This is a genomic window from Streptomyces netropsis, from assembly GCF_014203545.1.
GTDB lineage: Bacteria > Actinomycetota > Actinomycetes > Streptomycetales > Streptomycetaceae > Streptomyces > Streptomyces netropsis.
This window is the reverse complement of sequence record NZ_JACHJG010000001.1, coordinates 340,177-352,928: the sequence shown is the minus strand read 5'-3', so window position 1 is coordinate 352,928 and position 12,752 is coordinate 340,177. Positions and strand designations below refer to the sequence as shown.

Below are 12,752 nucleotides of genomic sequence, written 5' to 3'. Positions count from 1 at the left end.
GTGGATCCGGAGTGGATCCGGTTCAGCCGCTGTGCCGGTAGAGCTTGCGCTTGTCGATGTAGCGCACCACACCGTCGGGCACCAGGTACCAGACCGGCTCGCCCTCCGCCACTCGCGAGCGGCAGTCGGAGGAGGAGATCGCGAGCGCGGGCACCTCGACGAAGGAGACCCGGTCCTCGGGCAGCCCCGGGTTGGCGAGTATGTGGCCGGGCCGGGTGACGCCGATGAAGTGGGCGAGGGAGAACAGCTCGTCCGTGTCCCGCCAGGTCAGGATCTGCGCCAGCGCGTCCGCGCCGGTGATGAAGAACAGGTCCGCGTCGTCGTTGAGGGCGCGCAGGTCGCGGAGCGTGTCGGTGGTGTACGTCGGGCCACCGCGGTCGATGTCGATCCGGCTGACCGAGAACTGCGGGTTGGACGCGGTGGCGATGACCGTCATCAGATAGCGGTCCTCGGCCGGTGACACCGCCTTGTGGCTCTTCTGCCACGGCTGCCCGGTCGGTACGAAGACCACCTCGTCCAGGTGGAACTGCGAAGCCACCTCGCTGGCGGCGACCAGGTGGCCGTGGTGGACCGGGTCGAAGGTCCCGCCCATCACGCCGAGCCGCCGCTTCACGGGCCCTGTCTGCTCTCCCATGCGTGCAGACCCTACTGGGCGCGGCTCGACGCCGAGCCCCCAGGGACCGGTGGGGTCAGCGGTCGCGGTTGAAGCGGGTGGTGATCCAGAGCAGGAGCAGCAGGATGACCAGGGCGGCGCCGCCGGTCATGTACGGGCTGATGCTCTCGTGGGTGTCGACGTGCTCGCCCTCGGAGGCGAGGGTGGCGACGGCGGCGTGGGCGGTGATGAGGTTCATCGTCGGCAGGACCTATCCGGGATGGGATCCGGGGATCAGGGATCGGGTGGAGACTTCTGCCACATCGTATGCGGGGGCCGTTCGCAACCCCACGCCGACTCCGGCGCGTCAGTCCTTGTTGCCGTAACCACGCAACAGGAACCAGGCGAGGAGGACGATGCCCACCACGCCGACGACGAGGACCGTGCGCAGCAGCGTGCCCGGCCCCTGGTCGCCCTTGGACACGGCGAGCAGCTCGGTGAATCCGGGCTGCGTGGCGAAACCATTGATATGCGGCATGTCCCCACGGTAGCCATGCCGGTGCCACCGCCTAGGGTGGGGTCCGGCAAGCCGGGGGACGAGCCATGATCAGCCCATTGAGGGGGTCTCGATGAGTGACAACAGCTCCGACAGCAACGCCGACGACAAGGCCGGGGGCGGGAAGCGGCTGCCGGGCCGCGAGCGCAGGCGGTTCCCGGACATCTCCTCCAGGGCGTACGAACACCCGGCGGACCGCTCGGCCCTGGTGGCCCTGCGCAAGCTGAGCGGCTTCGACACCGTCTTCAAGGCGCTCAGCGGGCTGCTGCCCGAGCGCAGCCTGCGGCTGCTGTTCCTGTCCGACTCGGTGCGGGTCAGCGACCAGCAGTTCCAGCATCTGCACGCGATGCTGCTGGACGCCTGCTACATCCTGGACCTGCCCAAGGTCCCGCCGATGTACGTCACCCAGGACCCGCAGCCGAACGCCATGTGCATCGGCCTGGACGAGCCGATCATCGTGGTGACCACGGGCCTCGTCGAGCTGCTGGACGAGGAGGAGATGCGGGCGGTCGTGGGCCACGAGGTGGGCCACGCGCTGTCCGGACACGCGGTCTACCGGACGATATTGCTCTTCCTGACCAACTTCGCGATCAAGATCGCCTGGATTCCGCTGGGCAACCTCGCGGTGATGGCGATCGTGACGGCGCTGCGCGAGTGGTTCCGCAAGTCGGAGCTGTCGGCGGACCGGGCGGGCCTGCTGGTGGGACAGGATCTGCGGGCCTCCATGCGCGGTCTGATGAAGATCGCGGGCGGCAACCACCTGCACGAGATGAACGTGGACGCGTTCCTCGCCCAGGCCGAGGAGTACGAGGCGGGCGGCGATCTTCGCGACTCCGTGCTCAAGATCCTCAATGTGCTGCCGCGCACCCACCCCTTCACGACCGTGCGCGCCGCCGAGCTGAAGAAGTGGGCCGAGAGCCGCGACTACCAGCGCATCATGGACGGCCACTACCCGCGCCGCGCGGAGGACAAGGACGCCTCGGTGTCCGACTCCTTCCGGGAGTCCGCGAACCACTACGCCGAGACGGTGCGCTCCAGCAAGGACCCGCTGATGGGCCTCGTGCGGGACATCGCGGGCGGGGCGTCCGACCTGGGCGGCCGGCTGCGGGACGCCTTCGGCGGTGGCCCTGGGCCCGCCCCCAAGGAAGGCCCCGGGGCGCCCGGTAAGGACCCGAAGGACCCTCCTGGGGAGCCGCGGCCCTAGCCGGGCCGTTCGCACCTCCGCTGCGCGGAGGTGCCCTCAATCTCCCCCAGCCCGCTGGGGGAGTGGTCGGCCTCGGCCCAAACCAGCCCGTCCGGCGATTGAGGACGCGCCCGCAGGGCGCCCGCCGCCGCAGGCGGCAAAGACGGCCCGCAGCCGAAGACGCCGGCCCGGCGAAACTCAGGACGCCCCCGGCAGGCTCGGCTGGGCGCTGGGGGCCATGACGCCGCACAGGGCGGCCGACTCCCGGCCCGTCGCGTACGGGTCGGTGTCGGCCGGCCGGTCGGTACCGGCCCGCTGCCCGGCCAGCAGCGGCCGCAGATGGCTCGCGTCGTCGGCCGAGCAGGACTGCGGCCCGGCCTGGACGTGGCTCTGCAGGACCTCCACGTGGTGCCCCTGCAGATCGTCCCGGTCGAAGCGGAAGCGCATCTGCCGCCGCACCGTGAACAGCGACGCCCGGTCCTCGCCCTGCCCCGGCTCCCCCGCGTGCTGCCCGCCGCCCGCCCGCACGGCGTGCACGGCGTAGACGAAGGTGTGGTCGGCGGCGACCTCCAGCGTGCCGGGCGTCGTCTCGGTGAGGGAGAACGTCCCCTGGGTCCGCACGGGCACGTCGGCGAGCGCGATCTGCGTCGGGTCGAAGCGCACCAGCCAGCCGGTGGCGGCATGCCGCCCGTCGTCGACGGGCTTGGTGAAACTGCGGTCGAACTGGTCGAGTTGGGACGGGTCGAGCAGCAGCCGGACGCCGCGCTGGGCACCACCGGTGAGCGTGGCGCGGTCGAGCGCCGACTTCAGCGTGTACTCCTTGGCGGTGGCGAGCGCGGTCATCACCAGGCTCTCGGAGAAGTGCTGGGTGCGCCGGGCGGGCGGCAGATTGATGCCCTCCTCGCCGTCGCGGAACTGCGCCGCCGGGCTGTGGTCGAGCAGCTCCCGCGCCGAGATCCCGCCCGGCACGGGGTCGCGCGGCGCGAGCGGCACGAGCGTGGTGCGCAGCGCCTCGGCCGTCGGCGGCCGGGGCTCCTCGTACGGGTGACGCAGGCCCATGTAGACGGCGGTGCCGAAGGCCATGGTGATCAGCAGTATCAGGACGAGGACCTGCCGGGACGCGCCGATGCGCGCCCAGACGTGGCGGCTGCGGACGGCGTGGGCGTGGTCGACCATACGCTCCTGCGCCGAGAACTCCTGGAGCCTGGCAGCGCGCACGAAGGACTCGTCGAAGACGACCGATCGGTACTCGTCGTCCCCGCTACCCGGGGCGCCCTCGGGCGGCCCCTCGGGTGGGTCTCGCGGCCCGTCCATACTCCAAGAGTAGGTCCGCCGGGGCTTCGGTAAACGCCCTGGTACACGACAAGTTCCACGGAGGGTTCGGATCGCCGGGCAGCGGCACCCCATGCCTTGGCCCATGCTTCGGCGGCCGGTCACCGCACGCCGGGCGGTCACGGTGGGTGACCGGCTGGAGGTGTCAGCTCCGGCCCGGCGCGGCGGAGGCCACCGGTGGCTCGGAATCGGCGGACACGGAGGGCAACGGGCCGGGCCGTCCGGCCGCCGGAGCGTCCACCCCGGTGGTCGCCGGGGGCGGCGCCGGATCCCCCCGGTCGCCGGAGGAGGCACCGCGGTAGACGGCGGCGAAGGCCAGGGCGACCACGCCGATGCCCATCAGCACGGCGAGCAGCCAGGCCACCGGGCGGTGCCAGCGGGCATGGCCGCGGTAGGGCCCCCGGGCCGTGCCGTAGCGCCCGTACGGGCCGTAGGCGTCGTCGGGGTCGAGGTCGTGGGCGAGACCGTGCCACTCCCCCGGCCGGGCCGAGGGCTGGCCGGTCGCGGGACGGCCCTCGGGGCCGGGCCCGGCATAACCGTCGTAGCCCTCGGGACCCTCGTAACCCTCAAAAACATCGTCACGGGGGTCGTCGTCGGCGGGGCCGGCGCCCGCCCGGGCCCGGGCGGCGTCGGCCTCGGCACGCGCCCGCTCGGCGGCGAGCGTCCGCTCGGCCGCGGACGGTTCGTGGATCACGGCGGACCGCACGAACTCCTCATCGAAGACCACGGAGGCGAACTCTTCGTCCGCGTCTCCGTGGCGGTGACTGTCGGGCTCTTCGCCGTCCGGGAACGGCTTGCCCCCCACATCGTCCGGCACCCGTCCAGATTAGACCCGAACCGCTCAATCCGCGCAGCCGCTACGGGAATTCAGGACGCGACGGGTCCGGCGCCGCCGCGCACATGGCCGTCACCCGTGACGATGTACTTGGTCGACGTCAGCTCCGGCAGCCCCATCGGACCCCGGGCGTGCAGCTTCTGCGTGGAGATGCCGATCTCCGCGCCGAAGCCGAACTGGCTGCCGTCCGTGAAGCGGGTCGAGGCGTTGACCGCGACCGTGGTGGAGTCCACCAGCTGGGTGAACCGGCGGGCGGCGGCCTGCGAGGTGGTGACGATCGCCTCGGTGTGACCGGAGGACCACAGCCGGATGTGCCGTACGGCCATGTCCAGCGAGTCCACGACGGCGGCGGCGATGTCGTACGAGAGGTACTCGGTCTCCCAGTCCTCGACGGTCGCCGGCACGACGGTCGCGGGCCCCCCTTCCGCCAGCGCCTGGAAGCGCTCGTCGGCGTGCACGGTCACGCCCGCCTCGGCCAGGGCGGCCACGGCCCGCGGCACGAACCGCTCCGCGATGTCCTGGTGGACGAGCAGGGTCTCGGCGGCGTTGCAGACGCTGGGGCGCTGCGCCTTGGAGTTGAGGAGGATCTCCACGGCCATGTCGAGATCGGCCTCGGCGTCGACGTAGACGTGGCAGTTCCCGGTGCCGGTCTCGATCACCGGGACCGTGGACTCCTGGACGACCGTGCGGATCAGCGAGGCACCGCCGCGCGGGATCAGCACGTCGACCATGCCGCGGGCGCGCATCAGCTCCCGGACGGACTCCCGGCTCTCGCCCGGCACCAGCTGCACGGCGTCGGCGGGCAGCCCGGCACCGCCGACGGCGTCGCGCAGGACCCGCACCAGGGCGGTGTTGGAGGCGTAGGCGGAGGACGAGCCGCGCAGCAGGACGGCGTTGCCGGACTTCAGGCAGAGGGCCGCCGCGTCCACGGTCACGTTCGGCCGGGCCTCGTAGATGATCCCGACGACACCGAGCGGCACCCGCACCTGGCGCAGGTCGATGCCGTTGGGGAGGGTGGAGCCGCGGACGACCTCGCCGACCGGGTCGGGCAGGGCCACCACGTCCCGGACGTCCTTGGCGATGGCCCGGACGCGCTCGGGGGTGAGGGTCAGCCGGTCGATGACGGTCTCGCTGGTCCCGGCGGCCCGGGCCTTCTCGACGTCCTCGGCGTTGGCCTCGACGATCTCCCGGGTGCGGACCTCCAGCGCGTCGGCGATGGCCAGCAGCGCCTCGTCCTTCGCCGAGCGCGGCAGTGGCGCCAGGTCGGCGGCGGCGGCGCGGGCGCGGTAGGCGGCCCGCAGCACCGGGGACTGCGGCATCGGGTCGGCGAGGGGGGAGGGGAAGACACTGCTGCTCATGGCGGCAGCCTAGCCCCGCCGCGCGCGGGAGCCACTCCGCATTCCACAGTGCGGGACACCGCGGAGGGGCGGCCGTCGCCCCGGCCGGCCCGTCCGGCCCCGCTGCCCCGGCTAGAACGGGTGGACGCCCACCGGGGTGGCCGGCAGCGGGCCGTAGCCCTCCGCGATGCGCTGGTGGTAGGTCTCGCGGTCGATGACCTCCAGGCCGACGATCTCCCAGGGAGGCAGCCGGGCGGTCGAGCGGTGCTCGCCCCACAGCCGCAGCGCCACCGCCGCGGCGTCGTGCAGATCACGCGCCTCTTCCCAGTAGCGGATCTCGGCGTGGTCGTTGGCGTAGCGGCTGGTCAGCAGGAAAGGGTGGTCGTGGGCGAGCTGCTCGAGGGCCCGCCGCACCTCCCCCAGCGGCGCCTCGGACCCCGAGACGCTGAGGGTGACGTGCCACAGCCGGGACACCTCGCCGCGGTCCTGCACGGTCTCGCCCGCTCCGTCCGGCCCCGCGGGCCCCGCCGTCCCGTCCACCGCGTCGCCCGTCCCGACGCTGGTCAGTGTCCGCTCCGCCGTCCCCCGGGGCAGCGCCCCTGGGCGCCCTCGTCTCACCACCGACGGCCTCCTGTTGATCGCTGCTCCGCGCACGTGCGGCGGAGCGGTGTGGTGCCGGTTCCCGCTCTGGGTCCCGCTGTGCTGGTCCGGCTGCTGCTGGTGCTGCTGGTTTCGGTGGTGCTTACCGTGTCCGGTGGTGCGGACCACGTGCTGCCCGCGGGCACCGCCCGTCCGCGACGGCCCCCATGCTCAAAGTTGACCAGTCTGCGGGCGGCCGTGTGGCGGTTTTACTCAAGGTCTCCATGGAAAGGCTGGACTTACCTCACACTCTCGCCCCGGGATGACGGCCGTCAGGGGCGCAGCACGACCAGATCATCGCGGTGCACGACCTCGCGCTCGTACGCGGGTCCGAGGTCCCGGGCCAGGTCACGAGTGGAGCGGCCGAGCAGCCGGGGGATCTCCCGGGCGTCGAAGTTGACCAGCCCCCGGGCGACGGCCCGCCCCGAGGCGTCCCGCAGCTCGACGGGGTCACCCGCGGTGAATTCACCCTCGACGGACGCGATGCCCGCCGGGAGCAGCGACGCGCGCCCCTCGACCACGGCCCGCACGGCGCCGTCGTCCAGCGTCAGGGACCCGCGCGGGGTGGAGGCGTGCGCGAGCCACAGCAGCCGGTCGGCGGAGCGGCGGCCGGTGCGGTGGAAGAACGTGCCGGCCGGGCGGCCGCCGAGGGCGTCGGCGGCCCGGCTGGCGGAGGTGAGGACGACCGGGATGCCGGCGGCGGCCGCGATCCGGGCGGCCTCGACCTTGGTGACCATGCCGCCGGTGCCCACGCCCGCCTTGCCCGCACTGCCCACGGAGACGCCGTCGAGATCCTTCTCGCCGGTGACCTCGGCGATCCGCGTGGTGCCCGGGATGCTCGGGTCGCCGTCGTAGAGGGCGTCGACGTCGGAGAGCAGGATCAGCAGGTCGGCCCGTACGAGATGGGCGACGAGGGCGGCGAGCCGGTCGTTGTCGCCGAAGCGGATCTCGTCCGTGGCGACGGTGTCGTTCTCGTTGACGACCGGGACGGCGCCCATGGCCAGCAGCTGGTCGAGCGTCCGGTAGGCGTTGCGGTAGTGCGCGCGGCGGCTGGTGTCGTCGGTGGTCAGCAGCACCTGGCCGACACGGCGGCCGTAGCGCGCGAAGGAGGCGGTGTAGCGGGCGACGAGCAGGCCCTGGCCGACGCTGGCGGCGGCCTGCTGGCGGGCGAGGTCGCGGGGGCGCCGCTCCAGGCCGAGCGGTGCGAGACCCGCGGCGATGGCACCGGAGGAGACCAGCACGATCTCCTTCTCCCCGCCGGCCTTGGCCAGCGTGTCGACCAGCGCGTCAACCCGGTCGGCGTCCAGCCCCCCGCCCGCGGTGGTGAGTGACGAGGATCCCACCTTGACCACGATCCTGCGGGCGCCCACGACCTCCTGCCGGAGCTCCTGACCGGCTTCCCGACCGACCGCTTGACCGGCCTCTTGCCGCGTCCCTGCCCCTGTCACGTACGTACACCCCTGTGATCGCCGCTGGTGTGCCTGCTTCCGGCCCGCAAATCTACCGCCTGAGGATTGTGGTCGTTCGGCCCTATTTTGCGATGATTGCCGTCGGGGAAGATTGCTCCTGGCCCAGCCGCCGTCATACGGTCGGTAGCCGACCGTTGTCCATCGCGGTCTCCCTCACCCCCTAGCCCTCCTGCCAGGAGCCCGCCCAGTGCCTTCTGCCGGATCCGTCTCCCGCCGAGTCGTACAGCTCGCGGCGCTGCTCGCGATGCTGGCGTTCTTCGCCGCTCAGCTCGTGGGTGCGCTGCTGCCCAACGTGCCGCTCTTCATCACCGCCTCGGCGGCGGGCCTCGCGCTCGATCTCTATCTCCAGCACCGAGACCCCGGTCTGCTCTCGCTGCTCGGCAAGGTCCGCTTCGACGTCACCGTGCGTCAGCTGCTGCGCGACATGCTGATCATGGTCGGGCTGCTGCGCGTGCACGGCGACGGCCCGCTGCACGAGTACACCCCGCTGTTCATCGGGCTGCTGCTCTTCTACGGCGCCCACTTCGGCTGCCAGGCCGTCGCGATCCTCGTGCGCCGCAGCCGCACCCTGCCGTTCCTGACCCGGAACGTCGACACCTCCGGCCTGCGCCTGTCGGCCGCGCCGCCGCGCCTGCTGGCCCGCCAGCAGGGCCGCCGGCTGCTGCGCTTCGCCGCCCCCGCCACGGCGGGCGTGCTGATCACCGCGGGCACCGAGAAGGCCCTGTGGGGCGAGATCGGCGTCGGCATCGCCTTCGCCCTGTCCCTCGGCGGCGCCCTCTACCTGGCCACCTGGCTGCGGCCCAAGAAGCGCATCGCGAACGAGCAGCAGGCCCTGGAGTGGCTGGACGCCTGGCTGACCGACTACAAGCCCACCACCGGCATGTACTTCTCCGGCGGCACCAGCTCGGCCTACCAGGCCAACATGTGGCTCTCGACCCTCGCCGAGCTGGACGGCAACCCCGTCATCGTGCTCCGCGAGCGCTTCATGGTGCAGAAGATCGACGCCACCGACGTGCCGATCGTCTGCATCCCCAAGGTCGTGCACCTGATGGCCCTGGAGAAGTCGTCGCTGAAGATGCTGCTGCACCCGGCGAACTCCGGTAAGACCTCGCAGGTCCTGCGCATGCCGTCGATCAAGCACGCCTTCACCAACCACGGCGAGAGCGACAAGCTCTCCAGCTGCAACCCGTACTCCAAGGCGTACGACGAGATCTGGGTCGCCGGCCCCGCCGCCCGCGAGCGCTACCAGCTCGCCGACATCGGCGTCGACGACCGTGACGTCGTCGAGGTCGGCCGCCCGCAGCTCGCGCCGATCCAGCCGTACACCGCGCCGCGCGGCAAGGCCGCCGCCGAGGGCTTCACCACCGTGCTGTACGCCCCGACCTGGGAAGGCTGGGACGGCCAGCCCGGCAACACCTCGGTGATGCTGGCCGGCGAGAACATCGTCCGCGAGCTGCTCGCCGACCCCAAGGTCCGGCTGCTCTACAAGCCGCACCCGATGACCGGCTCCGTCGACCCGCGCGCCGGCCGCGCCAACGAGCGCATCCAGGCCATGATCCGCGAGGCCAACGCCCGCCGCGGCGGTCCCCGCCCCGGTCCCGAGGCTGCCGCCGAGCTGGCGCGCCGCACGGCCGAGCTGGATCGGCTCACCACGAGCACCTTCCGCCCCAGCGCGGACGAGGTCGAGCGCATGCTCCTCCAGGGCGCTCCGGAGAAGGGCCGCGCGGCGACCGTGGCGGACGCCACCGCCGCCTGGGAGGCCGCGTACTGGGACTCGCTGCCGGTCTGGGAGCACCAGATCATCACGGCCGCCCGGCCCGCCCTCTACACCTGCTTCAACCAGTCCGACCTGCTGATCAGCGATGTCTCCAGCGTCGTCTCGGACTACCTGATCAGTGAGAAGCCGTACGCGGTGGCCAACACCAGCGGCATGACCGAGGAGGAGTTCCGCGCGGGCTTCCCGACCGTCAGCGCGGCCACGATCCTCAGCCCCGAGGCGGAGGAGGTGCGGACGCTGCTCGCGGCCGTCCGCGCGCCCGGCCAGGACGCCCTCGCGGCGGCTCGTGCGGAGCTGAAGGTCGAGCTGCTCGGCCCGTCCGATCCGCCGTCGCTGGTCCGTTTCAACCAGGCCGCCCTCGCGCTCTGCGAGAAGGCCGACGAGCGCCGCGTCCGGATGGAGGCCCGCATGGCGGCCGAGATCCCGGCCCAGCGCGAGACGCTCACCGCGGGGCCGCCGGTCGGCGCCGCCTGAGCCGTCCGTACAGGGCATGGGGAAGGCCCCGGGAGGATTTCCTCCCGGGGCCTTCCCCATGCCCTCAGCGGGCCGTACGGGCCCGCACGAAGGCCCTCGAGCGTCGGGCGGACTGTCCCGCCCCACACTCGAGGGCCTCTACGGCTCTCCCGGACTCCGTCCGGGACACGGGGCGACCTCGCAGCCACCCCGATCCGCTAGAACGGCTTGAACTTCTCGAACTCCTGGTCCGCCTCGTCCCGCTCCGCGTCGCGGTCGCGGCGGCGGACGGCGGCCGGGCGGGGGGCGTCCAGACGGTGGTCCTCGCCACGGCGGCCCAGCATCTCCGCACCGGCGGCCATCGACGGCTCCCAGTCGAAGACGACCGCGTTCTCCTCGCTGCCGATCGCGACGCCGTCGCCGGACCGGGCACCGGCCTTGAGCAGGGCGTCCTCGACACCGAGACGGTTGAGCCGGTCGGCCAGGTAGCCGACGGCCTCGTCGTTGTTGAAGTCGGTCTGCTTGACCCAGCGCTCCGGCTTCTCGCCGCGGACGCGGTACAGGCCGTCCTCGCCCAGGGTGACGGTGAAGCCGGCGTCGTCCACGGCCTTCGGGCGGATGACGATACGGGTCGCCTCCTCCTTCGGCTTCGCGGCGCGCGCCGCGCCGATGATCCCGGCCAGCGCGAAGGAGAGCTCCTTCAGGCCCGTACGGGCGACGGCGGACACCTCGAAGACCTGGTAGCCGCGCTCCTCCAGATCCGGGCGGATCATGTCGGCGAGGTCCTGGCCGTCCGGGATGTCGATCTTGTTGAGGACGACGATGCGCGGCCGGTCGTCGAGGCCGCCGTACTGCGCCAGCTCGGCCTCGATGACGTCCAGGTCCGAGACCGGGTCACGGTCGGACTCCAGGGTCGCCGTGTCCAGGACGTGCACGAGCACCGAGCAGCGCTCGACGTGCCGCAGGAACTCCAGGCCGAGGCCCTTGCCCTGGCTGGCGCCCGGGATCAGACCCGGGACGTCCGCGATGGTGTAGACGGTCGAACCGGCGGTCACCACGCCCAGGTTCGGGACCAGCGTCGTGAACGGGTAGTCCGCGATCTTCGGCTTGGCGGCGGAGAGCACCGAGATCAGCGAGGACTTGCCCGCGCTCGGGTAGCCGACCAGCGCCACGTCGGCGACGGTCTTGAGCTCCATGACGATGTCACGGAACTCGCCGGGCTCGCCGAGCAGCGCGAAGCCGGGGGCCTTGCGGCGGGCCGAGGCCAGCGCGGCGTTGCCGAGGCCGCCGCGGCCGCCCTGGCCGGCGATGAAGGTGGTGCCCTGACCGACGAGGTCGGCGAGGACATTGCCCTGCTTGTCCAGGACGACGGTGCCGTCCGGCACCGGCAGGATCAGGTCCTGGCCGTCCTTGCCGGAGCGGTTGTCACCGGCGCCGGGCGCGCCGTTGCCGGCCTTCCGGTGCGGGCTGTGGTGGTAGTCGAGGAGCGTGGTGACCGACTGGTCGACGACCAGGATCACATCGCCGCCACGGCCGCCGTTGCCGCCGTCCGGGCCGCCCAGCGGCTTGAACTTCTCACGGTGAACGGAGGCGCAGCCATGGCCTCCGTTACCCGCGGCGACATGCAGCTCGACGCGGTCCACGAAGGTGGTCATTGCGGTGCCTCCAGATGAATACGGGGATGTCTCTGTTACTAAACACGTCGAGGGCGGGCCAGCTTCCCCGTCACCGGAAAAAGCAGGCCCGCCCTCGGAAAGGTGTTATGTCGTGCCGAAAAGCTGATTACTCAGCGATCGGGACGATGTTCACGACCTTGCGACCACGGTGGGTGCCGAACTGCACCGCACCGGCGGCCAGCGCGAACAGGGTGTCGTCGCCACCGCGACCGACGCCCGTGCCCGGGTGGAAGTGGGTGCCGCGCTGGCGGACCAGGATCTCACCGGCGTTGACGGCCTGGCCGCCGAAGCGCTTGACGCCGAGCCGCTGAGCGTTGGAGTCGCGACCGTTCCGAGTGGACGATGCGCCCTTCTTGTGTGCCATGTCTCAGTCCCTTACTTCGCAGCCGTGGGGATGCCGGTGACCTTGATCGCCGTGTACTGCTGGCGGTGACCAATGCGCTTGCGGTAGCCGGTCTTGTTCTTGTACTTCAGGATGTCGATCTTGGCACCCTTGTGGTGGTCCACGATCTCGGCCTGGACCTTGATCCCGGCCAGCACCCACGGGTCGCTGGTGACGGACTCGCCGTCGACCACGAGCAGCGTGGAGAGCTCGACAGAGTCGCCCACCTTGCCGTCGGAAATCTTGTCAACCTCGACGATGTCGCCGACAGCAACCTTGTGCTGGCGACCACCGCTACGCACAACTGCGTACACGCGGATCTCACTCTCTCGCTGGTAATCGGGACCTCTGATGCCAGCCGCTCACACGGGCGTGCAGCCCGCGCATATCCGAATGGACGAGCGGCCTCTCCCGGAATTCACCGGAAGGGATTTGCTCAGGGGTTGGCGTACAGACGCCGAAGGACAAGGTTACGGGGCCCTGTCCGGGGGGTCAAACCGGGGCCCGGGCCCCGTAAGGGA

At 71.8% G+C, this 12,752-nt stretch carries 13 protein-coding genes; 2 read left to right on the top strand and 11 right to left on the bottom strand.

The window, feature by feature from the left end; all coding sequences use genetic code 11:
• Nucleotides 1-22 precede the first annotated feature (22 nt).
• The 3 genes from nadD to FHS38_RS01530 all read right to left on the bottom strand — a co-directional run bounded on the left by nadD (nucleotide 23) and on the right by FHS38_RS01530 (nucleotide 1,130).
• Nucleotides 23-634, bottom strand: coding sequence for a nicotinate-nucleotide adenylyltransferase (gene nadD, locus FHS38_RS01540; protein ID WP_184729839.1), 612 nt, complete (start codon nucleotides 632-634; stop codon nucleotides 23-25).
• 55 nt (nucleotides 635-689) lie between these two features.
• A complete protein-coding gene (locus FHS38_RS01535; RefSeq protein ID WP_184729837.1) occupies nucleotides 690-851 on the bottom strand; it encodes a hypothetical protein in 162 nt (53 codons plus the stop codon).
• A 108-nt stretch (nucleotides 852-959) separates the two neighbouring features.
• The gene (locus FHS38_RS01530) at nucleotides 960-1,130 is read right to left on the bottom strand and encodes a hypothetical protein (RefSeq protein ID WP_184729835.1); all 171 of its coding nucleotides are present in this window, start codon (nucleotides 1,128-1,130) and stop codon (nucleotides 960-962) included.
• Between the two features lie 91 nt (nucleotides 1,131-1,221).
• Between FHS38_RS01530 and FHS38_RS01525 the strand changes: the two genes are divergently transcribed.
• Nucleotides 1,222-2,352: a M48 family metallopeptidase gene (locus FHS38_RS01525; protein WP_184729833.1), complete on the top strand. Its 1,131-nt coding sequence runs from the start codon at nucleotides 1,222-1,224 to the stop codon at nucleotides 2,350-2,352.
• A gap of 177 nt (nucleotides 2,353-2,529) precedes the next feature.
• On the opposite strand, the gene FHS38_RS01520 is transcribed toward FHS38_RS01525, so the two are convergent.
• The 5 genes from FHS38_RS01520 to proB all read right to left on the bottom strand — a co-directional run bounded on the left by FHS38_RS01520 (nucleotide 2,530) and on the right by proB (nucleotide 7,826).
• Nucleotides 2,530-3,645, bottom strand: coding sequence for an SCO2583 family membrane protein (locus tag FHS38_RS01520; protein WP_184729831.1), 1,116 nt, complete (start codon nucleotides 3,643-3,645; stop codon nucleotides 2,530-2,532).
• 163 nt (nucleotides 3,646-3,808) lie between these two features.
• On the bottom strand, nucleotides 3,809-4,480 hold the full coding sequence (locus tag FHS38_RS01515; RefSeq protein ID WP_184729829.1) for an SCO2584 family spore wall biosynthesis protein: 672 nt from the start codon (nucleotides 4,478-4,480) through the stop codon (nucleotides 3,809-3,811).
• A 50-nt stretch (nucleotides 4,481-4,530) separates the two neighbouring features.
• A complete protein-coding gene (locus FHS38_RS01510; RefSeq protein WP_229821894.1) occupies nucleotides 4,531-5,856 on the bottom strand; it encodes a glutamate-5-semialdehyde dehydrogenase in 1,326 nt (441 codons plus the stop codon).
• Nucleotides 5,857-5,967: 111 nt separating this feature from the next.
• Nucleotides 5,968-6,453: a DUF8830 family protein gene (locus tag FHS38_RS01505; protein WP_184731037.1), complete on the bottom strand. Its 486-nt coding sequence runs from the start codon at nucleotides 6,451-6,453 to the stop codon at nucleotides 5,968-5,970.
• 293 nt (nucleotides 6,454-6,746) lie between these two features.
• Complete coding sequence (proB, locus tag FHS38_RS01500) at nucleotides 6,747-7,826, bottom strand: glutamate 5-kinase (protein WP_229821929.1); 1,080 nt, start codon at nucleotides 7,824-7,826, stop codon at nucleotides 6,747-6,749.
• Nucleotides 7,827-8,130: 304 nt separating this feature from the next.
• Here proB and FHS38_RS01495 point away from each other — a divergent pair, with 304 nt between their 5' ends.
• Nucleotides 8,131-10,194, top strand: coding sequence for a hypothetical protein (locus FHS38_RS01495; protein WP_184729825.1), 2,064 nt, complete (start codon nucleotides 8,131-8,133; stop codon nucleotides 10,192-10,194).
• 197 nt (nucleotides 10,195-10,391) lie between these two features.
• Here the strand turns inward: FHS38_RS01495 and obgE are convergent, their stop codons facing one another.
• From obgE to rplU, 3 genes are all read right to left on the bottom strand, one after another.
• On the bottom strand, nucleotides 10,392-11,828 hold the full coding sequence (obgE, locus tag FHS38_RS01490; protein WP_184729823.1) for a GTPase ObgE: 1,437 nt from the start codon (nucleotides 11,826-11,828) through the stop codon (nucleotides 10,392-10,394).
• A gap of 127 nt (nucleotides 11,829-11,955) precedes the next feature.
• Nucleotides 11,956-12,213 (bottom strand): 50S ribosomal protein L27, encoded by a 258-nt coding sequence (gene rpmA, locus FHS38_RS01485; protein ID WP_116211787.1) that lies wholly within the window; start codon nucleotides 12,211-12,213, stop codon nucleotides 11,956-11,958.
• An 11-nt stretch (nucleotides 12,214-12,224) separates the two neighbouring features.
• Nucleotides 12,225-12,545 (bottom strand): 50S ribosomal protein L21, encoded by a 321-nt coding sequence (rplU, locus tag FHS38_RS01480; RefSeq protein ID WP_130877714.1) that lies wholly within the window; start codon nucleotides 12,543-12,545, stop codon nucleotides 12,225-12,227.
• Nucleotides 12,546-12,752: the final 207 nt, after the last annotated feature.

Excerpts from the sequence above, each read along its gene's own strand:
- obgE (WP_184729823.1), bottom strand. The coding sequence starts at position 11,828 with ATGACCACCTTCGTGGACCGCGTCGAGCTGCATGTCGCCGCGGGTAAC.
- FHS38_RS01510 (WP_229821894.1), bottom strand. The coding sequence starts at position 5,856 with ATGAGCAGCAGTGTCTTCCCCTCCCCCCTCGCCGACCCGATGCCGCAG.
- FHS38_RS01525 (WP_184729833.1), top strand. The coding sequence starts at position 1,222 with ATGAGTGACAACAGCTCCGACAGCAACGCCGACGACAAGGCCGGGGGC.
- FHS38_RS01530 (WP_184729835.1), bottom strand. The coding sequence starts at position 1,130 with ATGCCGCATATCAATGGTTTCGCCACGCAGCCCGGATTCACCGAGCTG.
- nadD (WP_184729839.1), bottom strand. The coding sequence starts at position 634 with ATGGGAGAGCAGACAGGGCCCGTGAAGCGGCGGCTCGGCGTGATGGGC.
- FHS38_RS01535 (WP_184729837.1), bottom strand. The coding sequence starts at position 851 with ATGAACCTCATCACCGCCCACGCCGCCGTCGCCACCCTCGCCTCCGAG.
- rpmA (WP_116211787.1), bottom strand. The coding sequence starts at position 12,213 with ATGGCACACAAGAAGGGCGCATCGTCCACTCGGAACGGTCGCGACTCC.
- FHS38_RS01520 (WP_184729831.1), bottom strand. The coding sequence starts at position 3,645 with ATGGACGGGCCGCGAGACCCACCCGAGGGGCCGCCCGAGGGCGCCCCG.